Genomic DNA, 24228 nt, shown 5'->3' on the forward strand with positions numbered 1-24228 from the left:
TTGCGTGAACGCCAGCTACCAGAGGCTGCTCGCGCCATCTAGGCAAGGTGTGGGGCCGTCGCTAGGCTCGTGACATGCGCGTGACAACCCTACCACTCGCGGTAACGGCCTATACCGCTACCTCTGCACTGGGCCTCGGCCTGGGCGCTCATCTGGACGCACTCGAGCAACAGCGCAGCGGGCTGCGTGCCAACGATTTTGGGGACAACCCTTTGGCCTGCTGGATCGGCCGCGTTGCCGGGCTCGAATCGGCCGCGTTTCCCGACCGGTACGCGCAATGGGATTGCCGCAATAACCGCCTCGCCTGGCTGGGATTGAACCAGGACGCGTTCGCGTCGAAGGTGGAAGCCGCCCAACGCCGCTACGGACCCGCACGCCTGGCGTTGCTGCTGGGCACCTCGACCGCCAGCATCGGCGCCACCGAAGAGGGTTATCGCCGCCTGGAGGACGATGTCCGGCTTCCGGCCGATCTGCACCGTACCGCTATCCACACGCCACACTCCCTGACGGCCTTCGTCGCATCGGCGCTGGACATCGATGGTCCCTGCCTGACCATATCCACCGCCTGCTCGTCCAGCGCCAAGGTCTTTGCGGGCGCGGAGCGGCTTATTCGCCTGGGCATGGTCGATGCCGCCGTGGTGGGCGGCGTCGATTCGCTTTGCGACAGCGTGCTGTACGGGTTCAATGCACTGGAACTGGTGTCGCCCGAACCGTGCCGACCATTCGACGCAGGCCGGCGTGGCATTTCCATCGGCGAAGCAGCCGGATTCGCGTTGCTCGAACGCATCGGGCCGGACACCGAGCATGCACCACGCGTGCTTGGCTGCGGCGAATCCAGCGACGCGCATCACATGTCCACACCCGATCCCGAAGGCGTCGGCGCCGAACTGGCGTTGCGCGACGTGCTCGAGCGCACCGGCCTCGATGTCGCGCACATCGACTACATCAACCTCCACGGCACCGCGAGCCAGAAGAACGACGCCATGGAAGCAGCGTTGGTCGCACGTCGCTTCCCGACCAGCACGCGTGTCAGTTCGACCAAGGGTTTGACAGGCCACACGCTGGGCGCTGCCGGCATCGTCGAATCCGTGATCACGTTGCTGGCGATGCGCGAGCGTTTCGTTCCGGGCAATGCGGGCATGGCGACAGCCGATCCGGCATGCTCATCGCATTTCGCGTGGCGTAACGAAGCGCGCCCGATTCGGATCGCACTCAGTCATTCGTTCGGGTTTGGCGGCAGCAATGCCTGTCTGGCGTTCGCGCATGCAGTAGCAGGAATCGACGCATGAGTTCCCTGCGTGTTCAAGTGGAGGGCATCGGCGCGTGGTCCCCAACGGTGGCCGACTTCGATGCCTTTCGCCGCCTGTTGGAGGATGACGCTGTCGCCGCACCTTCCGCACGTCCGCCTGCATCGGCGCTGTCGCCCAACGAGCGGCGCCGCGCGCCGGAGAGCGTGCTTGTCGCCATCGAAGTCGCCTCGCAGGCGGTCGCCATGAGCGGGCGCGCGGCAGACACACTTGCCTGCGTCTTCGCATCGGCCTATGGCGACCAGGCCACGACGGACTATATGTGCCGCGTGCTGGCGAGTGCACCGACAGAGCTATCACCCACGCGCTTCCACAACTCCGTGCACAACGCACCTGCGGGCTATTGGACGATAGCCACGAATTGCCGCGCCCCCTCCAGTGCAATCTGCGCAGGGCATGCGAGCTTTGGCGCGGGTCTTCTGGAAGCAGCCGCGCAGGCCTGTGCCGATGACCGCGCCGCATTGCTCGTGTGCAGCGATACGGCGGGCATGGGTCCTCTGGGCGAACTTATCGGATGCCGACATCCCTTCGGCGCGGCGCTGGTGCTGTCGCCATGCAAAGACGCAGGCGTGCCGGGACTACTTCTCGCGCCGGTGACGGACGCTCCTTCACATGCTCCATTGCCTGCCGTATGCGCGACGTGGATGCATGACAATCCTTCCGCTGCGAGTCTTCCGTTGCTGGCCATGCTTGCGCGCGGCGGCGGCGAATGCGTACTGGCCGTCTCCGATCGATTGGGGCTGCATGTCGAGATGGAGATCGTCGCGTGAACGAAACGCCACGCTGGTGTGTGCTGATTCCCTGTCTCAATGAGGAGGCGGCGATCGCATCGGTGGTGAAATCGGCGCTGCAGCTTGGCGCGCCGGTGATCGTGATCGACGATGGATCGACCGACGGCACACCGGAAATCGTTGGCACGTTGCCCGTCACGCTGCTTCATCACGCGACTCGACAAGGCAAGGGTGAAGCACTGCGCACGGGATTTCGCGAGGCGCTCCGGCAAGGCTTCGACGCGGTGGTGACCATGGACGGCGACGGCCAACACCTGGCCTCCGATATACCGCGCCTGGTCGATGTGGCCAGGCGTTTTCCCGATCACATCGTGATCGGCGCGCGACTCCTGCAACGCGAACAGCAGCCCAAGGCGCGCCGCCGCGCCAATGCCTTCGCCGATTGGGGCATCTCCTGGGCATGCGCGCAGCCGGTGGCCGATACGCAGAGCGGTCAGCGCTGGTATCCGCGCAGCGCTTTGGATCTGGTGGAACTGGATGCGGAGAACTTCGTGTTCGAAGCCGCGGTACTTATCGCCGGCTCGCGCGAAAAAGGCCTAGGTATCATCTCGGTGCCGATCGCGTCGCGTTATCAGGGCGAATTCCGCATCAGTCACTTCAGTCCGGTGCGCGATGTGGTGCGCATCACGATGTACACGATCGGACGCGTACTTCACTACGGCGGCGTCCTAACGAGCTATCGTCGTTCGCGCGCGCAACCGCTGGTCATCGACGACACGTATTCACGCCGGGCGGTGTGACGGTCACGCTTCCATGTGCATCACCGCCACGCGACCCGTGGCAAGCACTTGCGCACGCTGCTCCACCCTGAAGGTGTACTGTGCGCCACGCTCATCGGCGATCAGACACTCTGCGTGTATGTCCAGGGGTGCTGCTGAAAGGTCGACATATTCGGCCGTCAGATGCACATCGCGCAGGCTTACCAACCTGCCCTGCCGCACTCGCGTATCGCCTCTCGACGCAGCCAGAAGCGCACCATGCACCGCCACTGCTTGCGCTCCGTATTCGGCCAGATGGACGGCGTGCAGGCTCATACCATCGCACAATGGGTGTTCGTGCGATTGGAGACGCTCGCCTTTCGCATGGATGCTCGTCGCATTCCAATCATGCACGATGTCGAGCAAGCGCATGGCGCCCGTGTGTGGTATGCGCTCCATCCAATCGGCTTGCACGGTCACGCTCATGCCTCGCGCATGGCATCGACGCTTGCGGGCGCGGCGTCCTGGCGATCGCCTTGCTGCCAGAAGTCGTAGAAGTTGAACCAGTTGTACGGCTCCAGGCGCGCATAGTGCTCCAGCCGGGCCGCATAATGGCGCAGGATGTCGTCCAGCGCGCGATGACGATGTTCGCGCGGGATATCAACGCGATCGGCGAACGACTCAAAGGTGAGCGTATAGCGCCGTCCACCGCGATACATGCCGAAACACAACATCACGGGTACTTGCAGTGCGTGCGCAAGTAGCCACGGACCGGTCGGGAATGGCGCGGGCTGCCCCAGGAAATCCACGCGACGCAGTGTTTCGTGTGCCCGGCCTCGATCGGCCAGCAAGGCCACCATGCCGCCAGCCCGGCAGGTCTCCGACGCCGCCAGCGTGATACCTGCCCCACCCTGTGACACATCGATCACCGCCTCGCCCACTTCGGGAGCGAGCGCTTCAAGCAGTTGGGTAATCGCAGGCGTCTTCTGCTTGTCGAGCAACACGCGCAGCGGAACCTGCGGGCATCGTGCGCTGAGCGTTCGCAGCACTTCGAAACTGCCTTGGTGCGAACCGATCAACAGCAAGCCCTTGCCTTGGGCCAGATACTGCTGAAGTTGCTCGATGCCATGTACGTCAATCTCGAAATCGCGCTCGCCATGCGCAAGCAGAAAGATGCGATCGGTCAACGTGATGGCGAAATAGTAGAGGTGCTTCAGCACCTCCCGCATGCGCGCGGGACGACCGAACACGCGACGAAGATAATCGCGTGAAGCACGACGCTCCGCGCCGCGGCGGAAGAAGTAGTACAGCGTGATCGGATACAGGCATGCACGCATGAAGCCGCGCCCGCAACTCAGCGCCGCACGCACGACAAGGCCGATCGAGAACAGGTCCCCGCCCTCGCGTTGTTCCTGCCAGTGAGCGCTCATGCCGCGCCCTCGATCAGTCCGCGCGCAAGCACAATGTCCTCGCGACGGATTTCAAAACGAATGCGTCCTGCGGCGTCGCCCAATTCCACCTCGGCATGTTCCCCGGGGTGCAGCGGCGCCAGAAACTTCGCTTCCAGCACGCGCGCAAGACGCTGCGCACGCCAGTCGCGCAATGCCTTGGCCACGTGTTCAAGCAGCAACACGCCGGGCACCAGAGGATGCCCGGGAAAGTGCCCCGGCAGGCAGGGGTGCTCCGGCGGAACGCATATGTCCGCGCGATAACGCTGGGCGCTCGAGTTGCTCTGATCCACGTGAATTTGCCGCTGGGAATACCGGACTGATGATGCCGATCCGACCTGTCAGCGGCCTTAACGCACCATCAAGCCGTTCGCTCTCGCTCAATATGTTCGGACAGCGCGTGCAAGCTGCTGAAAATACGCTGGTTGTCGGGGTGGTCCGAACGTAGCTGCATGCCATAGCGCTTGGATACGGCCAGCGCAATCTCCAGGGCGTCGATCGAGTCCAGCCCCAGATCGCCGCCAAAAAGCGGTGCCTGAGGGTCGATCTGCGCGGGATCGACCGCCTCCAGATTGAGGGCCTCCACGATCAGGATCGCCAGTTCGTGTTCGGCAGCGGTCTGCGTGGGCATGGGTGTTTCGTGCTCCGGATACGCGGCCAACCCGAGGGCTGGAGCGGCCTGCCAGTGTAACATAGGGGGTCTTTAGTCGTTCCCGGTTGCGAGCATGGTCCAGGCAAGCGAACACCTGCAGGTCGAACCCGGCCTGCCGCGTACTCCGCGCGTTACCTACCGCATGACGGATCTCAAGGCCGCGCTGGCCGAGCCGGGCGTGCTGGCCGTGTTCGGTTTCGGTGCCGGCGCCCCTGGCAGCGACGATCCGCGCTGGCTGCGCGTGGCGCTGGAGAGTTTCGACGCACCGGCGCCTTTGGAGCTGTGGCAGGTCGACGGCGAGGTGACCTGCGGTCGCGACGATGTGGTGCGCTGGTCTAGCGGCGGCAGCTGGCTGTTTGCGGTGATCGAACTCGACGAGCGCGAATGCGGCGGTACCGAGGGTGCTGCGCGAAAAGCGTATGCGGCTTTGCGCCAATTCATGAGCACACGCGGCGAGCGCAACGTGTTGCGCATCTGGAACTACATCGGCGACATCAACGAAGGCGATAACGACGCCGAACGCTACAAGCAGTTCTGCGACGGCCGCGCTGCGGGACTGGGCGATTTCTTCGCAGAAGGCTTTCCTGCGGCCACCGCCATCGGCCATCACCACCACTCGCGCGTGCTGCAGATTTATCTATTGGCCAGCACGGATGCGGGCACCGCCGTGGAGAATCCGCGACAGGTCAGCGCATGGCGGTATCCCCGCCAATACGGCCGCACGTCGCCGGGCTTCGCGCGCGCCATGGTGATGCCCGCGCAGGATGCGCTGGCGATTTCCGGCACGGCCGCCGTCGTAGGACACGCATCGACGCACGAAGGCGATCTCGAAGCGCAGCTCAACGAAACACTGACCAACCTGGAAGCCCTGCTCACCACGGCGGGCATGCCGGCCGGTTTCGACACGCATTCGCCACTCAAAGTGTATGTGCGCCTGCCCACGGACGCGCCTCGTGTGCGCGACATTCTGCAGCGTCGACTGCCGGGCGTACCCGTGCTTTTGATGCACGGCGATGTCTGCCGCAGCGAGCTGCTGGTGGAAATCGACGGCTGGTGCTTCGCGTAGCGCGAAGTTGCTCAGGCCTTTTTTTCAGGCCGTTTCCAACCTGGCAGTACGGTCTGTCGAGCACGGGCAAGGCTGAGCTCGCCGGCGGGCGCATCGCGGGTGATCACTGAACCCGCGCCGATGGTCGCCTGCGCACCGATCGTTACGGGCGCCACCAGCGCACTGTTGGATCCGATGAACGCGCCATCCTCGATGGTGGTCGTGAACTTGTTGATGCCGTCGTAGTTGCAGGTAATCGTGCCCGCGCCGACGTTGACGTGACGACCGATCACGGTATCGCCCAGGTAACTCAGGTGATTGGCCTTGCTGCCTTCGCCGATGAGCGTCTTCTTGGTTTCCACGAAATTGCCGACGTGCACGCCCGATGCCAGTTCCGTACCGGGACGCAGGCGCGCGAACGGACCGATGATGCACGGGCCATGCGTGACCACGCCTTCCAGATCGCAATGCGCATGCACGATGGTGCCGGCGGCTAGCCGCACGTCTTTCAGCCGTGAATAAGGGCCGATACGTACATCGTCGCCCAGGTGCACATCACCTTCGAGGATGACGTCGATGTCGATCTCGACGTCAAGGGCCGCATGGACATTCCCGCGTACATCCACCCTGCGTGGATCGGCGACGCGCACACCTTCGGCTGTCAGCGCCCGCACTGCGCGTTCGCGATAAGCATCTTCCAGCTCCGTGAGTTGCCAGGGCGTGTTTGCGCCGGCCGCTTCGATAGGATCGTCGCATTCGATGCTCTGCGCGGCGCGATTTTCGGCCGCGGCCATCTTGAAGATATCGGTGAGGTAGTACTCGCCTTGCGCATTGTTGCGATCGAGGCCCTTGATCCAGCGCTTGAGCGATGCCGCGTCGGCCGCCACGATGCCGGTGTTGATCAGGTTGATCGCGCGCTGGAACTCGTCGGCATCTTTTTCTTCGATCACCGCGCGCACCAGGCAATTGCCATCACGCAACACCCGACCATAACCGTGAGGATTGGCCACGCGTGTGGCAAGCATGGTGAAGCCACCTTCGGTGGCGACCAGACGCTGAAGGGTTTCCGGGCGGGTCAGCGGCACGTCGCCATACAACACCAGCACCTGCGCACTGTCGGGCACATTGCTCAACGCCTGATCGACGGCGTGGCCCGTGCCCAATTGCTCCGCCTGCAGCGTCCAACGCAGATCCGGCTGCCCGTCGAACTCGGCCAATACCTGATCGCCACCGTGCCCATACACGACATGGATCGCTTCCGGCTTGAGCGTGCGCGCCGTCGTCAGCACATGCGCCAGCATGGGTCGACCCGCCAGCGGCATCAGCACCTTGGCTCGCTTGGACTTCATGCGCTTGCCTTCGCCGGCGGCGAGGACGATGACATGGAGCGGTTGGCTATTCATCGTATGGGAACCCACTGATGGAGTCGAACAAGCTTAGCAGCCAAAAGTGGCGTGCAATCTGTCCGTTCGGTCGGCAGGTGGCACCTATGCGGGCCGATTCGGGGCAAAAGCAACGGCGCGGCTCTGCGCAATGTAGGTCGAACTTGTAGGCTTTGATCGTTCCAACGCGAAGGGCGCACGTAGATGCGCTCCACCCTGCCAGATCACTGGCCACAATGGTCGTTCTTTCATAACCAGGGACGATCATGAGCAAGACATGGTTCATCACCGGCGGTACCAGTGGAATCGGCGAAGCAACGGCACGGCTTGCTGTCGCCGAAGGTCATCGGGTTTACGTCACCGGCCGCAATGCGGAACGGCTGCGCAACTTTCTCGAGTCATTCGACGACCACTCTCGTGACCGGGTAGCAGGTGATGTCGTCGACGCCGGCTCGTGGGAGCAGACCGAGCGCGCCGTCGAGGCCTGTCAGGATCGTTTCGGCGAATTGAATGTCGCTTTCGCCAACGCGGGCTTTTCCTCACGCGGCGATCTTGCCAGCGGCGATCCTGAGAGTTGGCGCGAGATGGTCATGACCAACGTGCTTGGCCCGGTTCTGCTCATCAAGGCCGCCCTGCCGGCGCTCATGGAATGCCGTGGACATTTCCTGTTTACGGGCAGCACGGCCGCGCGCAAGGTCTATCCAGGCAATCTGTATACCGCCACCAAATGGGCGGTGACCGGACTCGCCGAAAGCCTGCGACAGCAGGTGGTGGGTACCGGAGTGCGTGTCAGCGTGATCTCCCCTGGGCATGTCGATACGCCACTATGGGCAGCGAAGGAAACTCACATGATGCCCCCCGAGGACGTGGCTCGCGCCGTGATGTGGATGCTTGCTCAGCCTGAGCATCTCGACATGAGCGAATTGATTATGCGCGCCCTCGGGCAGGAGTTTTGATCGTTGCATGCAGGAACAAAAACGCCGGCAATTGCCGGCGTTTTTCACCTGCGAAGCAACGTCTCGACTCAGTGCTTGAGGTTCTTGCGCATGCGTTCGAGCGCCTGTAGCTGGGCCAGGGCCTGGGCAAGCTTGGCCTGTGCTTGGGCGATGTCTTCTGCATCGGTGCGATTGGCCAGCGCGTCCTCGGCTTCTTTCTTGGCGCGCTGGGCGGCGGCTTCGTCCAGGTCGGCGGCGCGGGCGGCCGTGTCGGCCAGCACGGTGACCACCTGCGGCTGCACTTCGAGAATGCCGCCGGAAACGTAAAACTGCTGGCGCTCGCCGCCCTCCAGCACCACGTCGATGTGGCCGGGCTTGAGGCGTGTGATCAGCGGGGCGTGGCGGGGCGTGATGCCCAGCTCGCCCAGTTCGCCGGTGGCGACGACCATCACCGCTTCGCCGTGAAAGATCTCGGCCTCGGCACTGACGATGTCGCAACGAATGGTGCTCATAACTCTCTCGCTTCGTTCGACGTATCGAACGGAAAGGATGCGGTCTTTCCGGAGTCACCCAACGCGTGGACGACTCCGGACGAAACGGTGGATCAGGCGGCCTTCTTGGCGCCCATGTCTTCGGCCTTCTTGATGGCCTCGTCGATGCCGCCGACCATGTAGAACGCCTGTTCCGGGACATGGTCCACGTCGCCGTCGACGATCATCTTGAAGCCGCGGATGGTTTCCTTCAGCGTCACGTACTTGCCCGGCGCGCCGGTGAACACTTCGGCCACGTGGAACGGCTGCGAGAAGAAGCGCTCGCACTTACGTGCGCGGTACACCACCTGCTTGTCTTCCTCGGACAGTTCGTCCATGCCGAGAATGGCGATGATGTCCTTCAGTTCCTTGTAGCGCTGCAGCATGCCCTGCACGCGGCGGGCCACGTCGTAGTGCTCGGCGCCGACCACGTTCGGGTCGAGCTGACGGCTGGTGGAGTCCAGCGGATCCACGGCCGGGTAGATGCCGAGCGAGGCGATCTGACGGCTCAGCGTCACGGTGGAGTCCAAGTGCGCGAAGGTGGTGGCCGGCGACGGGTCGGTCAGATCGTCCGCGGGCACGTAAACGGCCTGGATCGAGGTGATCGAACCGGTCTTGGTGGAGGTGATGCGTTCCTGCAGCACACCCATTTCGTCGGCGAGCGTCGGCTGGTAACCCACGGCGGACGGCATACGGCCGAGCAGCGCGGACACTTCGGTACCGGCCAGCGTGTAGCGGTAGATGTTGTCCACGAAGAACAGCACGTCGCGGCCCTTGCCGTGTTCGTCCTTCTCGTCGCGGAAGTATTCGGCCATGGTGAGGCCGGTCAGCGCCACGCGCAGACGGTTGCCCGGCGGCTCGTTCATCTGGCCGTACACCATCGCCACTTTCGATTCGGGCAGGTTGTCCAGCTTCACGACGCCGGCGTCCTGCATTTCGTGGTAGAAGTCGTTGCCTTCGCGAGTACGCTCACCCACGCCGGCGAACACCGACAGACCCGAGTGCTGGGTCGCGATGTTGTTGATCAGCTCGAGCATGTTCACCGTCTTGCCCACGCCGGCGCCGCCGAACAGGCCGACCTTGCCGCCCTTGGCGAACGGGCACACCAGGTCGATCACCTTGATGCCGGTTTCCAGCAGTTCGTTGGCCAATGCCTGCTCGTCGTAGGACGGAGCTTCGCGGTGGATGACCCAGTGGTCCTTCGCTTCGATCGGACCGACTTCGTCGATCGGGTTGCCGAGCACGTCCATGATGCGGCCGAGCGTGGCCTTGCCGACCGGCACCTTGATGCCTTCGCCGGTGTTGCGCGCAACGAGACCGCGCTTCAGGCCGTCGGTGGAACCGAGGGCGATCGTACGCACGACGCCGTCGCCCAGCACCTGCTGGACTTCCAGCGTGATGTGGGTGCCGTCGATCTTCAGTGCGTCATACACCTGCGGCACCTGATCGCGTGCGAACTCGACGTCGATAACCGCGCCGATGATCTGTACAACTTTGCCCTGGCTCATGGATGTGCTCCGGATGGATCTTTAAGGTTCGTTTTACTGTGACAGCGCCGCCTGGGCGTCGCTCTTCAATTTAATAGTGCCGCCATGGATGGCCGCTTTTTGATCTTCGCGATCATGGATGATCGCACTCAGACAGCCGCCGCGCCGCCGACGATTTCCGAGATTTCCTGCGTAATCGCGGCCTGGCGCGCCTTGTTGTAGCTCAGCGTCAGCTCGCCGATCACTTTGCTCGCGTTGTCGGAGGCCGACTTCATCGCCACCATGCGCGCGGCATGTTCGCTGGCGAGATTTTCCAGCACGGCTTGGTACACCACCGACTCCACGTAGCGGTTGAGCACGTGGTCGAGCACCGTGGCGGCATCGGGCTCGTAGAGGTAATCCCAATCGTGGGTTTGCTCGAGCTTGAGACCCGCGACCGGCCAGTTCGGCATCTCGGCACCCGTGCGGCCTTCGGTGGCTTCCATTTCGGCAGCCACCAGCGGCAGCGGAATGAGCGCATCTATAGTGGGCCGCTGGGTCATGGTGTTGACGAAATCGTTGTACGCCAGGTACACGCGATCCAGTCCACCCGCCGAATACGTATCCAGCACAACCTTGATGACACCGATGAGCTGCTCGATCTTCGGGCGCTCGCCCAAGTGCGTGGTGCTGCCGATCAGGTTGACGCCCTTGATGCGACGGAAGAACTGCACGGCCTTTTGGCCGATCGCCACCACATCGACCTGCACACCCTTGTCCTGCCATTCGCGGATCGCTGGCAACAGACGGCGGAACAGGTTGGAGTTGAGGCCACCGCACAGACCGCGGTCCGTGGTCACCACGATATAACCTACACGCGCAACATCCTCGCGTTCGGTAAGGAACGGATGGTTGAAGTCCGTGCTGGCGTGCGCGACATGCGCAACCACCTTGCGCATCGCACGCGCGTAAGGGCGCGAGGCCTTCATCAGGTCCTGCGCTTTGCGAATCTTGGAGGCCGAGACCATTTCGAGCGCGCGCGTCACCTTGCGCATGTTCTGCGTGCTCTTGATCTTGGATTTGATTTCGCGTCCGCCTGCCACGTTTACCTCAACTTGTTGGGTCTATGCAGATCCGGTCGGTCGACCGGCGTGCGGTGCAGCCATCCATCTCGGACGACTGCACACCCTTTATTGCTTACCAGCTACCGGTCTTCTTGAACTCGTCGAGGCCTGACTTGAAGACCCCTTCGATGTCGTTGTTCCAGTTGCCGGTATTGACGATAGCCTTCATCAGGTCGCCATGGTTCTGGTGGAAGAAGTCGTGCAGACCCTTCTCGAACGCCAGCACCTTGTTCACCGGCAGATCGTCCAGGTAGCCCTTTTCGGCGGCGTACACGGAGAGCGAGAGTTCGGCGATGGAGAGCGGCGCGTATTGCTTCTGCTTCATCAGCTCGGTGACGCGCTGACCGCGGTCGAGCTGGGCGCGGGTGGCCGGATCGAGGTCCGAGGCGAACTGCGCGAACGCGGCAAGCTCACGGTACTGCGCGAGTGCCAGCTTCACGCCGCCGGAGAGCTTCTTCACGATCTTGGTCTGCGCCGCACCACCCACGCGCGACACCGAGATACCGGCGTTCACGGCCGGACGGATGCCAGCGTTGAAGAGGTCGGTTTCCAGGAAGATCTGACCGTCGGTAATGGAGATCACGTTGGTCGGCACGAATGCGGACACGTCGCCGGCCTGCGTTTCGATGATCGGCAGCGCGGTCAGCGAACCGGTCTTGCCTTTCACTTCACCGTTGGTGAACTTCTCGACGTACTCCTCGGACACGCGAGCCGCGCGCTCGAGCAGACGCGAGTGCAGATAGAACACGTCGCCCGGATACGCTTCGCGGCCCGGCGGGCGCTTCAGCAGCAGCGAGATCTGGCGGTAGGCCACGGCCTGCTTGGACAGGTCGTCATAGATGATCAGTGCGTCCTGGCCGCGGTCGCGGAAGTATTCGCCCATGGCGCAGCCGGCGTACGGCGCGATGTACTGCAGCGCGGCCGATTCGGATGCGGAAGCGACGACGACGATGGTGTTGGCCAGCGCGCCGTTCTCTTCAAGCTTGCGCACCACGTTGGCGATCGACGAACGCTTCTGGCCGATGGCCACGTAGACGCACTTAATGCCGGAATCTTTCTGGTTGATGATCGCGTCGACGGCCAGCGCGGTCTTGCCGGTCTGACGGTCGCCGATGATCAGCTCGCGCTGGCCACGGCCGATCGGAATCATCGAGTCGACCGACTTGTACCCGGTCTGCACCGGCTGGTCGACCGACTTACGCCACACCACGCCGGGCGCGACCTTTTCGATCGGCGAGCTGAGCTTGGCGTCGATCGGACCCTTGCCGTCGATCGGATTGCCCAGCGAATCCACGACGCGGCCGAGCAGTTCCGGGCCGACCGGCACTTCGAGAATGCGGCCGGTGGTCTTGGCGACGTCGCCTTCGCGCAGATGCTGGTATGCGCCCAGCACCACCGCGCCGACCGAGTCGCGCTCGAGGTTCAGCGCCAGCGCAAACGCGTTGCCCGGCAGTTCGATCATTTCGCCCTGCATCACGTCGGCCAGGCCGTGGATGCGCACGATGCCATCGGACACGCTGATGATCGTGCCCTCGTTGCGGGCTTCCGCGCCGAGCTTGAACTGCTCGATGCGGTTCTTGATCAGTTCGCTGATCTCGGACGGGTTCAGGGTGGTGCTGGACATGGTCGTTATCCTTGGGTTTGCGCCGCGCTAGCGGCACCCGGTGATTTTTGAAATCTGTGTCAGTGCGTCAGTGCGGTTGCCAGGCGCTGCAGGCGACCGCGCGCGGAGCCGTCGATCACTTCGCTGCCGGCATCGATCACGACGCCGCCCAGCAGCGACGGATCGACCTGCGTCTGCAGTTCGATGTCGCGCTTGAAACGGCGCTTGAGCGAAGCCTTCAGCTGCTCGGTTTGCGCGTTGTCCAGAGCCATCGCGCTGGTGACTTTCACCAGCAGCTGCGACTCGGATTCGCGCTTGTAGGTCTCATACAGCGCACCCACTTCCGGCAGCAACGCCATGCGGCGCTTTTCCGCCAGCTGGGTGAGGAAGTTGCCGAATGCGCCATCCGCCTTCGAACTGTCGGGCAGATGCAGCGCAACCAGCTGTTCGGGCTGCACGCGTGGATCGTTGCTGAGCGCAGCGACGCGGGGATCCCTCGCCACTTCCGCGGCGAAAGCCAACGCCTGCGACCAGGCGCCAAGAGCACCGTCCGCCTGCGCCAGCTCGAAAGCGGCGCGGGCGTAGGGGCGAGCGAGCGTGATTGCCTGGGCCATCGATTAGATCTCGGCTGCGAGCTGGTCGAGCATTGCCTTGTGCGCCGACGCGTCGATCTCGCGCTGCACGATCTTGGATGCGCCTTGCACAGCCAGAGCACCCACGCGCTCGCGCAGTTCTTCGCGGGCACGCTGCGCCATCGAGGCGATATCGTCCTGCGCGGCCGCCTTCAGGCGGTTGATCTCGGCCACGGCATCCGCACGGGCCTTGTCCAGGATCTGGTTGGCCTGTTGCTGGGCACGGTCAATGATTTCGGCAGCCTGCTGGCGAGCCTGCTTGATCTCGGCAGCCACTTTGCTGTCGGCGTCCTTCAGTTCCGCATGCGCGCGCTCGGCGGCATTGAGGCCCTCAGCGATTTTCAGCTGGCGCTCTTCGATGGCCTTGGAGATGTGGGGCCAAATGAAGTGGACGCAGAACCAGATCAGGATGGCGAATGCGATCATTTCGCCGACCAAGGTCGCGTTGAATTCCATCGCTGCGTTACCTGTACATGTCGATTGCTAAATGGATGCGATCGCAAGCCTGCGACCGCACCCGGGAGTTAAACGCCGGACGGCTGATTAGCCGTGGATGACGCCGAGCAGCGGGTTCGCGAAGGCGAAGAACATCGCCAGCGCCACGCCGATCAGGAACGCTGCGTCGATCAGGCCGGCCAGCAGGAACATACGACCCTGCAGCAGCGGAACCAGCTCGGGCTGGCGAGCAGCGGCTTCAAGGAACTTCGAGCCCATGATGCCGATGCCGATACAGGCGCCGAGCGCACCGAAACCGATGATCAGGCCGAGTGCGATGGCGGTGAAGCCCTGGACTTGGGCAAGGTGAGCAACTAGTTCCACGGTGGTCTCCTCAAGAAAAGAAAAGCAGTTGTTCTGACAAAGTTAGTGAATGAATCAGTGGTGATCGTGAGCCATCGAGATATACACGATGGTGAGCACCATGAAGATGAAGGCCTGGATCGAGATGATCAGGATGTGGAAGATGCCCCACACCGCATATCCGATCACGCCCATGCCGTAAAGAATCCAGCTACCGGCGCTGAACAGGCCCGCGATGAGCATGAAGACCAGCTCGCCGGCGTACATGTTGCCGAACAGTCGCATCGACAGGCTGACCGGCTTGGACAGCAGCTCGACGAGGTTCAGCAGGAAATTGGGGATCCACAACAGCGGATGGGCACCGAACGGGGCCGTGAAAAGTTCGTGGGTATAGCCGCCGAAGCCCTTGGCCTTGAAGCTGTAGAAGATCACCAGCAACAGCACCGTGATCGACATCGCAAAGGTGAGGTTGAGGTCAGCGGTGGGCACGGCGCGGAAGTGGCCGATACCGAACTGGTGCGTGATCCAGGGCAGCAGATCGACCGGCAGCAGGTCCATGGCGTTCATCAGGAACACCCAGACGAAAACCGTCAGCGCCAGCGGGCCGAGGATGCGGCGATCACCGTGGAACACGTCTTTGACCTGGCCGTCGACGAATTCGAGGATGATTTCCACGAAAGCCTGCCCTTTGCTGGGCACGCCGGAGGTCGCCTTGCGGGCCTTGGACCAGAACCACAGGCAGAACGCAACGCCAAGAAACAGGGATACGGTCAGCGAGTCGATATGCACCGACCAGAAGCCGCCTTCGCTGATCTGCACCGGCTTGAAGTGGTGCAAATGGTGCTGGATGTATTCGGTAAGACCGCCCTGCGGCTCGCTTGCCATCTTTTAACCCTTGAATCTGAACGCCAGCAGATTAACCGCATAGGCCACCACTAGCCCCGTGATGGCGGCCAGCGGCGGCAATTTGTATTGACCCATGATTGCGATCAGCCCCCCGACGATCACAACCCATTTCAGGACCAGCCCCGTCAGCAGGCGCGTCAGCGCAAATCCCGCGCCACCTACCTGACTGAACAACCTCGCCGACAGCAGCGCGTTTCCCAGCGCCACAATCGCCGCTCCCGCCGCCGCCGCTATCGCCCATCGGAACCCACGCGCCGAAAAAGCGAGGCCCACAATCACCGCCGCGACTAGTTGCCATAGCAGCAATCGCAGGGCGAGACGTCGACCGGAGGCTAAACTGTTGAGCACGTGAGGTTCCCGCGGTTTCGCACCAGGCATTCACCACGCCACGGGTCACGATCCAATCCGGAAAAGTATATCAGCGTGACTTTTGGCCCAGCAAGCCGCGCTCGCTGCGACACGTCGCCCCACGAGGACATTTCGGACAAGAAAAAGGCCGGGCGCAGAGGGCCCGGCCTAAGGACATATCGCAAGGGGAGTCGCGATACGTGGAAGGTATTACTTGGTGGAAGCAGCAGCCTTCTTGATGGCGGCGACAGGCGCGGCCACGGCTTCGTTGGCGGCCTTCTGCTGTTCCTGCAGGAGAGCATTGAGGGATTCGGCGGTCTTCTGCGCCACGGCGACCACTTCCTTGGTCACGGAAACGGCGTGCTCGGCCTGCTCACGGCTCACGCTGGTGCCCTTCTCCCACAGACCGCGCAGGGCGTCGATATCACGCACTTCGGCAGCCTGGGCGATGAAGTCGGCCGTGGCCTGGGCCTGCTTTTCCAGCGCGGCGAGCTGCAGTTCGGCGACCTGCTCCAGACCCTTGATGGTCAGGGCATGAGCCTTGAAGGCGTTTTCCGACAGCTGCTTGGCATACGAAAAAAGCTGGGAGTTCAGTTGCTGAGTCATGGCTAAGCCCCTCAAGGGGAAATGGGAGAGTGGAACAAATCCTAGCAAGGCTTTTTGTGCATTGCAATATCTTTTTTGTTAATAATCCGCTATGTCACGAAATATTCAACAAACACATACTGTTAGTGACAAATCGATTAATTTTGCACCGCGTCAAAATGACGTTAAAAGCTGGCTCGGGAGCAACTGGCCCCCGACGTGCAGGTTTCGTGTACCACCACTTTGTCCAGGCCAGGCAGGGCCGGCTCCAGCCGCTTCCAGATCCAGCGCGCCAGCATCTCGCTGGTGGGGTTCTCCAGGCCTTCGATGTCGTTGAGGTAGTGGTGATCGAGCTGCTCGAACAGCGGCGCGAAGGCTGTCTTGACGTCGGCGAAGTCCATCACCCAGCCGAGCTTGGGATCGGGTTCCCCAGCGAGATGGATTTCGACACGGAAGGAATGACCGTGCAGCCGCGCGCATTTGTGCCCTGGCGGCACGTTGGGCAGGCGATGCGCGGCTTCGATCTGGAAAACTTTGAAGATATGCATGCCGCTATTCTACCCGCCGCGCATCGGCACCGTCGGCGCGAACGCCGAGGTGGCGCGATCACGCCTCGCCGTTGCGTGCGATCGATCGCCAGGCATGCCCCGCATCAAGCAACCGCTTCTGCGATGTCGGCCCTTCGGAGCCGGCGGCATAGAAATCCGGCGTTCCGCTTTGCCATGCATCCAGCACCGGCATCAGCAGACGCCACGCCCACTCCACTTCGTCGAAGCGCAGGAAGTGCGTGCGATCGCCCTCGAAAGCATCCATCAGCAACTGTTCGTATGCCGAAAACTCGCGATGATCGGGACTCGCATACGGCGCCGTCAGCACCACAGGGCGACCTGCGAGCTCCAGACCCGGGCGCTTTGCCGTCACCAGCAAATCCATTTGCTCGACCGGGCGAATGCGAAAGATCATCCAGTTATTGCCCGCGTGCACGGCCTTGGGCAGCGCGCCGGGCACTTCGCGGAACTGCACGGCTATTTCGGAGTAATTGCTGGCCAAACGTTTGCCGCTGCGCAGATAGAACGGCACGCCGCGCCAGCGCCAGTTGTCGATTTCCAAACGCAGTGCCGCGAAGGTTTCCGTGCGCGAACCTCGCGCAATACCTGGCTCGCTGCGATAGCCAATAAGCTTCTTTCGCCCCAGCTGTCCCGCGCGATACTGCCCGCGCACGGCATGCGAATCGATGGTCGCGGCGGTGATCGGCACCACCGAGCGCAACACTTCCACTTTGTGATTGCGCAACACCTCGGCATCCCATTCCGCCAGCGGCGCCATCGCCGTGAGGCTGAAGAGCTGCATGAGATGGTTCTGCAACATGTCGCGCAGCGCACCGGCCTTGTCGTAGTACGCGGCGCGCTTTTCGACACCAAGCGTTTCCGCATAAGTGATCTGCACCTGCGCGATGTGCTGCGCATTCCAGATCGGCTCGATGAAGCGATTGGCGAAGCGGAACACCATCAGGTTCTGCGTCGTTTCCTTGCCGAGGAAATGATCGATACGCAGGATCTGTTCTTCCTCCCAGTGCGCATGCATCTGCGTGCGCAGCGCTTCGGCCGAAGCGAGGTCCGTACCGAACGGCTTTTCCACCACGAGCCGCCGCCAGCCATTGCGCGGACTTTTGGCGACACCCGCCTCGCCCAGCGCCGTCGCCGCCACACCGAACAGCGGCGGCGGCAAGGCGAGGTAGAACAAGGTGGCAGGACTTAGCCTGTCCTTGAGTGCCGACAACTGATCGGCCTTCAGTTCACCGCCCACGTAATCGAGCTGGCGACGGAAGCGGTTCCACTGCGACGCGCTGTAGTCGGGCGCGAAGTCCTGCAAGGCCTTCTGGATGTGCCGCTCGAAATGCTCGCGGCTCCACGATTCCATGGCGTAACCGACAATGCGCAAATCCGGCGTCAGACCCAGCGCATGCAGCCGGTACAGCGCCGGCATCAACAGGCGTTTGGTGAGATCGCCGCTTGCTCCCAGGATGACAAGCGTCGTCGCGGCCATGGCTCAGCCTTTGTTGTCGGTTTTGATTTCGTTGTGACCGCCAAACGAGTGGCGCATCGCGGACAACACTTTGTTGGCGTACAGCTCGTTGCCTTGCGAGGTGAAGCGTCCGAACAATGCCGCGGTGAGCACCGGCACCGGCACGCCTTCGTCGATGGCGGCCTGCGCGGTCCAGCGACCTTCGCCGGAATCGGAAACGCGACCGGTGTAATCCTTGAGCGTGGGGTCGCGGCCAAGTTCCGCTGCGGTGAGGTCAAGCAGCCATGAACCGATCACGCTGCCGCGCCGCCACAGCTCGGCGATATCGCCGAGGGGGAAGTCGTATTGATAGCGCTCGGGATGTTCCAGCGGCGACGTTTCCGCATCGGCGGTGCGTTGCTGTTTACCCGCGTTGGCGTTCTTCAGCACGTTGAGGCCTTCGGCATACGCCGCCATCAAGCCGTACTCGATGCCGTTGTGGACCATCTTCACGAAATGCCCCGCACCGTTGGGGCCGCAATACAGATAACCCTTTTCCGCCGCCGACGGCTCGCCCGAACGACCTTCGCTGCGCGGGGCGGCGCCAACACCCGGCGCAAGCGCGGCAAACACCGGATCCAGCCGCTTAAACGCCGGCTCCGGTCCACCGATCATCTGGCAATAACCACGCTCGCGGCCCCATACGCCACCGCTCACGCCCACGTCGACATACATCAGCTTATGCTTGGACAAAGCTTGTGCACGGCGTAGATCTTCCACGTAATGCGAGTTGCCGCCGTCGATCACGATGTCGCCCTCAGACAGCAAGGGCGTCAACTGATCGAGCACCACGTCCACCACCGCAGTGGGCAACATCAGCCATACCGCGCGCGGTCCGTCGAGCCTGGCGACCAGATCCTGGATCGAATCGGCAGCGGTGGCGCCGTGGCTGGCCGCTTCGCGGCGCGCTTCAAGATGCGTATCGAACACCACGCATTCGATGCCCGCTTCCTGCAATCGCCTCACCATGTTCAGACCCATGCGACCGAGCCCGACAAAGCCCAACTGCATCGCTTCCTTCTGTGCACTCATGCCTTGTTCTCCCAGAGACGGAAGCCGCCCTTGAACGCATTCTTGTTGTCGCCGCGACGCACGCCCTCGGGCAGCTCCGGCAGATGTCGCACGTTGCCGCCGCCGAGCACGATGTAATCCGGCTCGAGCGCAGCTTTGAGCTGTTCGATAACGTCGACGACGTGTGCGTGCCACTTCTTCTTGCCGAGATGCTTCATGCCGCGCGTGCCCACATAGTCCTCGAACGTCCCTTTCTTGTACGGCAGGTGTGCCAATTCCATCGGCTCGATAATGCCGTCCACGATAAAGGCCGTGCCCAGGCCGGTACCCAGCCCGAGGAACAGCATGCGGCCGCCCTCGTAACTGCCCAGCGCCTGCATCGCCGCATCGTTGATGACTTTCACCTTGCAACCGAACGCCTTGGCGAAATCGAAACCCATCCAACCCTTGCCGAGGTTGTGCGGATCGCGCGCGATACGGTCGTGCAACAACGGGCCGGGGTAACCGATGCTCACCGCATCGTATTTCCAGCTGCGGATCGCCGGGCGCAAGAGCTTGATCATCGCCTCGGGCGTCAGCGTGCGACCGGATTTGATCTCCACTTCGCGCGGATTGCCGCTCAGCATCGCCTTGACGTGACTGCCGCCGATATCGATAGCCAGCACGCGATGTGCCGGCTTTTCTTTTGCAGCGGGTGCAGCCGCTTCGGTCTTGCGTCGTGCCTTGCGATACCAGGTGATGGCCGCGTTCGTCGCACTGTCGTGATGAAGCGGCTTGCGCGGGGATTCGATTTCGTCCACGACGCGCAGGGCGAGCTGCTTGCCCAGCTCCACACCCCACTGGTCGAACGGATTGATGTCCCAGATCGCCGCCTGCGTGAACACCAGATGTTCGTACAAGGCCACGAGACTGCCCAAGGCATGCGGCGTCAGACGCTCGGCCAACAACAGGCTGGACGGACGATTGCCTTCGAATACGCGATGCGGCGCCAGCTCGTCGCTGATGCCCTCGTCCTTCACCTGTTGCAGCGTCTTGCCAAGCGCCAACGCTTCGGCCTGCGCGATCATGTTCGCCAGCAGCAGATCGTGATGACGTCCCGACGGATTCAACGACTGACCGAAACCGACGAAGTCACACGGAATCAGCCGCGTGCCCTGATGAATCAGCTGATAAAACGAATGCTGCCCGTTCGTGCCCGGCTCGCCCCAGTAGATGGGACCGGTGGCGTAATCGACCGCGCTGCCTTCGATGGTGACGTGCTTGCCGTTCGACTCCATCGTCAGCTGCTGCAGGTACGCAGGAAAACGCTTCAGGTATTGCTCGTACGGCAGCACCGCCACCGTTTCGGCACCGAAGAAATCGGTGTACCAGATGCCGAGCAAGCCCATGATCACCGGAAGATTGCGTTCCAGCGGCGCGGTACGGAAATGCTCGTCCATCGCGTGGAAGCCGGCGAGCATTTCATGGAACGCATCGGGGCCGAGGGCGATCATCGTGGAAAGGCCGATCGCCGAATCCATCGAATAGCGACCGCCCACCCAATCCCAGAATCCATACATCTGCTGAGTGGATATGCCGAACGCCTCCACCGCTTTTTCGTTGGTCGACAGCGCGACAAAGTGCTTGGCCACCGCTTTCTCGTCGCCACTCGCCGCAGCCAACAGCCAATCGCGCGCGCTGTGCGCGTTGGTCATGGTCTCCAGCGTGGTGAAGGTTTTAGAGGCGACGATGAACAGCGTTTCGTCGGGACGCAGATCGTGCACCGCTTCGGCAAAATCGGTGTAGTCGACATTGGAGACGAAGCGCATCGTCAACGCGCGGTCGCTGAAATGACGCAAGGCCTCGAACGCCATCACCGGACCGAGATCGGAACCGCCGATGCCGATATTGACGATATTGCGGATCGGCCGGCCCGAGAAACCCAGCCAGCGTCCTTCGCGGATCGCGTTGGCGAGTTCCGCCATGCGCTTGAGCACCGCGTGCACGTCCGGCACCACATTGACGCCATCGACCTTGATCGACTTCCGCGACGGCGTGCGCAGTGCCACATGCAGCGCGGCGCGCTGCTCGGTGGTGTTGACTTTCTCGCCCGCGAACATCGCATCGCGGCGCGCTTCCAATCCACACTCGCGCGCCAGTGCGAACAGATGCGTCAGCGTTTGATCATCTATGCGATGACGCGCGTAATCCAGCCGCCAGCCCACCGCTTCCGCGCGATAGCGTTCAGCGCGACCGGGATCCGCGGCAAGCAGATCGCGCAGATGCTGTTGGGCGATGTCGTCTTTGTGCTGCTCCAGCGCGCGCCATGCGGTTTTCTCGCGCAGCGCGCTCATGCAGCCGCCTCCAGGCGCTGGCTCACGGTATCCAGCAGTTCATGCCAGGACTTCACGAACGCATCGGCGCCTTCCTTCTGCAGCACCTTGGCCAGCGGCTCGACTTCGATGCCCGCCGCCTGGAACTTGGCCAGCACGCTTGCCGTGTCGATGCCGTTCAAGCTCATCAAGCGCTCGGCCTTGCCGTGATCGGCGAAGGCGAGCAGCGTCTTTTCCGGCATGGTGTTGACGGTGAGCGGCGCAGCCAGGTGTTCGATGTAGAGCACGTCGCTGGCTTTGGGATCCTTGGTGCCGGTGCTGGCCCACAGCAGGCGCTGCACGCGCGCGCCGTTGTTTTGCAGGCGCTGCAGGCGCGGCGAATCGAGCAGCTTGCGGTAGCTGGCATAGATCTTGTCGCACACCGCGAAGCCCAGCGTGTTGTGCAGTTCGGCGGGCACCTTGTCGACCACTTTCACGTCCCAGCGGCTGATGAACACCGACGCCACCGAGGCGACATCCAGCTCCAACCCCGCCGCGTGACGGCGTTCAAGGCCGCGCAGCCACGATTCGGCAGCGGCTTCGTACTGTTCGGGCGAGAACAACAGCGTGACGTTGATCGGCACGCCACGGAAAATCAGTTCCTCGATCGCCCCGATGCCGGCCGGCGTACCCGGCACCTTGATAAAGAGGTTATGCACCGCCGCCTTCTTGTGCAGCGCTACGGCCTGCTCGATCGTGCCCTGCGTGTCGTCGGCCAGCAGCGGCGACACTTCCAGCGACACCCAGCCATCCACGCCATGCGTGCGCTGGTACACCGGCTCGAAGATCGCCGCGGCGCGACGCAGGTCGTCGATGGCCAGGTCGAAGAACACCGCTTCCGGGTCCTTCCGGCCGCCCGCGCGGATCGAGGCGTCGTAGTCCTTACCGGTCTTGATCGCCTGGGCGAAGATCGTCGGGTTGGAGGTCAGGCCGGTCACCGTCTTCTCGTCGCGGTAACCCAGCAACGTGCCGTCGCCCAGCATGCTGCGAGTGATGTTGTCCAGCCACAGGCTCTGGCCAAGTCCGTTCAGCGTGCGGGTCGGATGTTGCATGGTCTTACTCCTTACATGAAAAGAGGCGGGATGGCGCGTCGTCGAGGTGCGTTGCGCACAGAGGCGGGGCGACGGCCTGATGGGGAAAGCTCAACGTTGGAATTTAAATCCATTCAGCAGAGTATCAAGGGGCATATCGCGGCCTGATGACCAATGCGACTAAGTCCAGCCGACTGATCGGCCTCAGGCCATCTCCTGCCAACAGTAATACCGGCGGTGCGCCCGCTGCAGCATGCCCAGGTCCTCGTGCGTGTCGCTGCAGGCATAAATCACAGGAAATTCATTCAGATCCAGCACCTCGCAAATGCGTCGCGATTTCTCCGGCCCCACGCACGGCGCGCCGCGGTAACGCCCGGCGAGCATGCCGCCGCGCGTTCCCGGGCGGGAGCAGAGCAGATCCAGACCGTGATGTCGGCGTCCATGGGGTGAGATAACCATCCGCATCGCACAGGTTCGCGATGTGCCGGAACGAGCGAACTGCGATGAGCCGCATCTGGATGAGAGCCGCACGTCAGTCGCCAAAGATTGGCACTGATGTCTTGTGAATATCGGGTCGACGCGCTTGCGCGACGGACATGTCAACAAGATGTCATACCCGTCACAGCGGTCGAACTTATAAATTTCGCGTTCGCCAAAACCGCCACTTGCTTTAACTGGATGCGAACGAACGGATCGATAGCCTGAGCTTCCCATCACAAACAACTGAGGAGTGCATATGGATCCCACGACCCTTGTTGCGCTGGTTGCGAGTGCGGAGCCATACGAAGACGGCAAGCGGGTGTCGTTCGAGCCTCTCGACGGCTATGTGCTGAATCCCTGGTCCGGCCTGTATCAGGAAACCGACGCGACCTACGTGAATCGCCTGTCCGTGGAGACGGCTTGAGGTCACGCGCCGATGCGGGGCGACCGCAAAATCTTCGAAGAAAATGGAATGCGCAAGGCGATGCGCCGTCGCGCAGATGTTGCTACAGCGCCTGGATCGTAAGGCGATACTTTTTACCTGGCTGGAAGAAATCCAGCATCTTCGGCTGAGTAACCGTCATTTCCAATTCGCCGGCTGGAAATGGTTCGGCCGACCACGATGTGTTGTCACCCTGTCCGGCATGTACCGCCGACAAACTCACCGTGCGCGAATTTCCCGCCGAGGCATTGATCTCGTCCACGCCGAACGTCGCTGTGATCGTCATGATCCTCTTCCTGTCTCGTTATGGTTGATGCGCACGATTTTCCTGCACCCGGGCTCAAGGCATTGTGTTCGACAAAGCGGGCATTCGGGCTTGGCGGTCGAACCATGTATGTCACCAACGCTCATGGACCGGCATGAGGTGATCTCGCGTTTTTTTGCGAAATCGGCAGATCAACCACGTTGGCATTGGCGATAGTCGCCCATCCAGGGATGCTCTGAATAAGCCTGCGCAGGCGACATGACTACCGCTTGATCATGTCCATCTTGTGCTCAGCAAGATGCTCCTTCGACGAAAATTCATCACGAAACTCCCC

28 protein-coding genes are annotated in these 24228 nt (G+C 62.4%); 6 read left to right on the forward strand and 22 right to left on the reverse strand.

The annotated features are described in order from the left end of the window. Positions 1-74 precede the first annotated feature (74 nt). From DWU99_RS09935 to DWU99_RS09945, 3 genes are read left to right on the forward strand one after another with little or no spacing between them, the layout of a single operon-like run. Complete coding sequence (locus DWU99_RS09935; RefSeq protein WP_115477874.1) at positions 75-1289, forward strand: beta-ketoacyl-[acyl-carrier-protein] synthase family protein; 1215 nt, start codon at positions 75-77, stop codon at positions 1287-1289. After that, positions 1286-2077, forward strand: coding sequence for a beta-ketoacyl synthase chain length factor (locus DWU99_RS09940; RefSeq protein WP_115477875.1), 792 nt, complete (start codon positions 1286-1288; stop codon positions 2075-2077). Before DWU99_RS09935 ends, DWU99_RS09940 begins: the two co-directional genes overlap by 4 nt. Further along, positions 2074-2838, forward strand: coding sequence for a glycosyltransferase family 2 protein (locus DWU99_RS09945; RefSeq protein ID WP_233511031.1), 765 nt, complete (start codon positions 2074-2076; stop codon positions 2836-2838). The genes DWU99_RS09940 and DWU99_RS09945 overlap by 4 nt, the downstream gene beginning before the upstream one ends. 3 nt (positions 2839-2841) lie before the next feature. Here DWU99_RS09945 and DWU99_RS09950 read toward each other — a convergent pair whose 3' ends face one another. From DWU99_RS09950 to DWU99_RS09965, 4 genes are all read right to left on the reverse strand, one after another. Then, positions 2842-3282 carry a hotdog family protein gene (locus DWU99_RS09950; RefSeq protein WP_325048469.1) on the reverse strand — a complete coding sequence of 147 codons (441 nt, stop codon included), beginning with the start codon at positions 3280-3282 and terminating at the stop codon, positions 2842-2844. After that, entirely contained in the window at positions 3279-4226 is a 948-nt protein-coding gene (locus DWU99_RS09955) for a lysophospholipid acyltransferase family protein (RefSeq protein ID WP_115477877.1), read from the reverse strand. The genes DWU99_RS09950 and DWU99_RS09955 overlap by 4 nt, the downstream gene beginning before the upstream one ends. After that, positions 4223-4537: an ApeI family dehydratase gene (locus DWU99_RS09960; protein WP_233511032.1), complete on the reverse strand. Its 315-nt coding sequence runs from the start codon at positions 4535-4537 to the stop codon at positions 4223-4225. The genes DWU99_RS09955 and DWU99_RS09960 overlap by 4 nt, the downstream gene beginning before the upstream one ends. A 68-nt stretch (positions 4538-4605) precedes the next feature. Continuing rightward, the gene (locus DWU99_RS09965; protein ID WP_115477878.1) at positions 4606-4875 is read right to left on the reverse strand and encodes a phosphopantetheine-binding protein; all 270 of its coding nucleotides are present in this window, start codon (positions 4873-4875) and stop codon (positions 4606-4608) included. A gap of 94 nt (positions 4876-4969) precedes the next feature. Here DWU99_RS09965 and DWU99_RS09970 point away from each other — a divergent pair, with 94 nt between their 5' ends. Then, positions 4970-5962, forward strand: coding sequence for a chorismate transformation FkbO/Hyg5 family protein (locus tag DWU99_RS09970; protein ID WP_115477879.1), 993 nt, complete (start codon positions 4970-4972; stop codon positions 5960-5962). An 11-nt stretch (positions 5963-5973) separates the two neighbouring features. On the opposite strand, the gene glmU is transcribed toward DWU99_RS09970, so the two are convergent. Then, positions 5974-7344 (reverse strand): bifunctional UDP-N-acetylglucosamine diphosphorylase/glucosamine-1-phosphate N-acetyltransferase GlmU, encoded by a 1371-nt coding sequence (glmU, locus tag DWU99_RS09975; protein ID WP_115477880.1) that lies wholly within the window; start codon positions 7342-7344, stop codon positions 5974-5976. Between the two features lie 245 nt (positions 7345-7589). Between glmU and DWU99_RS09980 the strand changes: the two genes are divergently transcribed. Then, positions 7590-8279 (forward strand): SDR family oxidoreductase, encoded by a 690-nt coding sequence (locus DWU99_RS09980; RefSeq protein WP_115477881.1) that lies wholly within the window; start codon positions 7590-7592, stop codon positions 8277-8279. A 68-nt stretch (positions 8280-8347) separates the two neighbouring features. On the opposite strand, the gene DWU99_RS09985 is transcribed toward DWU99_RS09980, so the two are convergent. The 16 genes from DWU99_RS09985 to DWU99_RS10060 form a co-directional block, all read right to left on the reverse strand. Next, a complete protein-coding gene (locus tag DWU99_RS09985; RefSeq protein ID WP_115477882.1) occupies positions 8348-8770 on the reverse strand; it encodes a F0F1 ATP synthase subunit epsilon in 423 nt (140 codons plus the stop codon). 92 nt (positions 8771-8862) lie between these two features. Next, entirely contained in the window at positions 8863-10296 is a 1434-nt protein-coding gene (gene atpD, locus DWU99_RS09990; protein WP_115477883.1) for a F0F1 ATP synthase subunit beta, read from the reverse strand. Positions 10297-10424: 128 nt separating this feature from the next. Then, a complete protein-coding gene (atpG, locus tag DWU99_RS09995) occupies positions 10425-11357 on the reverse strand; it encodes a F0F1 ATP synthase subunit gamma (RefSeq protein ID WP_115477884.1) in 933 nt (310 codons plus the stop codon). Between the two features lie 94 nt (positions 11358-11451). Next, complete coding sequence (gene atpA / locus DWU99_RS10000) at positions 11452-13002, reverse strand: F0F1 ATP synthase subunit alpha (protein ID WP_115477885.1); 1551 nt, start codon at positions 13000-13002, stop codon at positions 11452-11454. Positions 13003-13061: 59 nt separating this feature from the next. Beyond that, complete coding sequence (locus DWU99_RS10005) at positions 13062-13595, reverse strand: F0F1 ATP synthase subunit delta (RefSeq protein WP_115477886.1); 534 nt, start codon at positions 13593-13595, stop codon at positions 13062-13064. Between the two features lie 3 nt (positions 13596-13598). Further along, positions 13599-14069 (reverse strand): F0F1 ATP synthase subunit B, encoded by a 471-nt coding sequence (locus DWU99_RS10010; RefSeq protein ID WP_115477887.1) that lies wholly within the window; start codon positions 14067-14069, stop codon positions 13599-13601. 87 nt (positions 14070-14156) lie between these two features. Next, positions 14157-14432: a F0F1 ATP synthase subunit C gene (gene atpE, locus DWU99_RS10015; protein WP_115477888.1), complete on the reverse strand. Its 276-nt coding sequence runs from the start codon at positions 14430-14432 to the stop codon at positions 14157-14159. Positions 14433-14486: 54 nt separating this feature from the next. After that, entirely contained in the window at positions 14487-15296 is an 810-nt protein-coding gene (atpB, locus tag DWU99_RS10020; protein ID WP_115477889.1) for a F0F1 ATP synthase subunit A, read from the reverse strand. A gap of 3 nt (positions 15297-15299) precedes the next feature. Further along, the gene (locus tag DWU99_RS10025) at positions 15300-15665 is read right to left on the reverse strand and encodes a hypothetical protein (protein WP_115477890.1); all 366 of its coding nucleotides are present in this window, start codon (positions 15663-15665) and stop codon (positions 15300-15302) included. A gap of 210 nt (positions 15666-15875) precedes the next feature. Beyond that, positions 15876-16271 carry a phasin family protein gene (locus DWU99_RS10030; RefSeq protein ID WP_115477891.1) on the reverse strand — a complete coding sequence of 132 codons (396 nt, stop codon included), beginning with the start codon at positions 16269-16271 and terminating at the stop codon, positions 15876-15878. Between the two features lie 164 nt (positions 16272-16435). Then, positions 16436-16798, reverse strand: a complete 363-nt coding sequence (gene queD / locus DWU99_RS10035) for a 6-carboxytetrahydropterin synthase QueD (protein WP_115477892.1) — start codon at positions 16796-16798, stop codon at positions 16436-16438. A 58-nt stretch (positions 16799-16856) separates the two neighbouring features. Then, entirely contained in the window at positions 16857-18296 is a 1440-nt protein-coding gene (gene zwf, locus DWU99_RS10040; protein ID WP_115477893.1) for a glucose-6-phosphate dehydrogenase, read from the reverse strand. A 3-nt stretch (positions 18297-18299) separates the two neighbouring features. Further along, positions 18300-19325, reverse strand: coding sequence for a phosphogluconate dehydrogenase (NAD(+)-dependent, decarboxylating) (gnd, locus tag DWU99_RS10045; RefSeq protein ID WP_115478176.1), 1026 nt, complete (start codon positions 19323-19325; stop codon positions 18300-18302). A gap of 17 nt (positions 19326-19342) precedes the next feature. Next, the gene (pgi, locus tag DWU99_RS10050; RefSeq protein WP_115477894.1) at positions 19343-21658 is read right to left on the reverse strand and encodes a glucose-6-phosphate isomerase; all 2316 of its coding nucleotides are present in this window, start codon (positions 21656-21658) and stop codon (positions 19343-19345) included. Beyond that, positions 21655-22728 (reverse strand): transaldolase, encoded by a 1074-nt coding sequence (gene tal, locus DWU99_RS10055; protein WP_115477895.1) that lies wholly within the window; start codon positions 22726-22728, stop codon positions 21655-21657. The genes pgi and tal overlap by 4 nt, the downstream gene beginning before the upstream one ends. A 183-nt stretch (positions 22729-22911) precedes the next feature. Further along, the gene (locus DWU99_RS10060; protein ID WP_147292905.1) at positions 22912-23166 is read right to left on the reverse strand and encodes an HAD family hydrolase; all 255 of its coding nucleotides are present in this window, start codon (positions 23164-23166) and stop codon (positions 22912-22914) included. Positions 23167-23443: 277 nt separating this feature from the next. Here DWU99_RS10060 and DWU99_RS20985 point away from each other — a divergent pair, with 277 nt between their 5' ends. Further along, entirely contained in the window at positions 23444-23611 is a 168-nt protein-coding gene (locus DWU99_RS20985) for a hypothetical protein (RefSeq protein WP_158543254.1), read from the forward strand. Positions 23612-23693: 82 nt separating this feature from the next. On the opposite strand, the gene DWU99_RS10065 is transcribed toward DWU99_RS20985, so the two are convergent. Continuing rightward, positions 23694-23915 carry a hypothetical protein gene (locus DWU99_RS10065; protein WP_115477897.1) on the reverse strand — a complete coding sequence of 74 codons (222 nt, stop codon included), beginning with the start codon at positions 23913-23915 and terminating at the stop codon, positions 23694-23696. Between the last annotated feature and the right edge of the window lie 313 nt (positions 23916-24228).

The sequence above is a fragment of the Dyella psychrodurans genome (genome assembly GCF_003363265.1).
In the GTDB taxonomy this organism is placed as follows: Bacteria; Pseudomonadota; Gammaproteobacteria; order Xanthomonadales; family Rhodanobacteraceae; genus Dyella_B; species Dyella_B psychrodurans.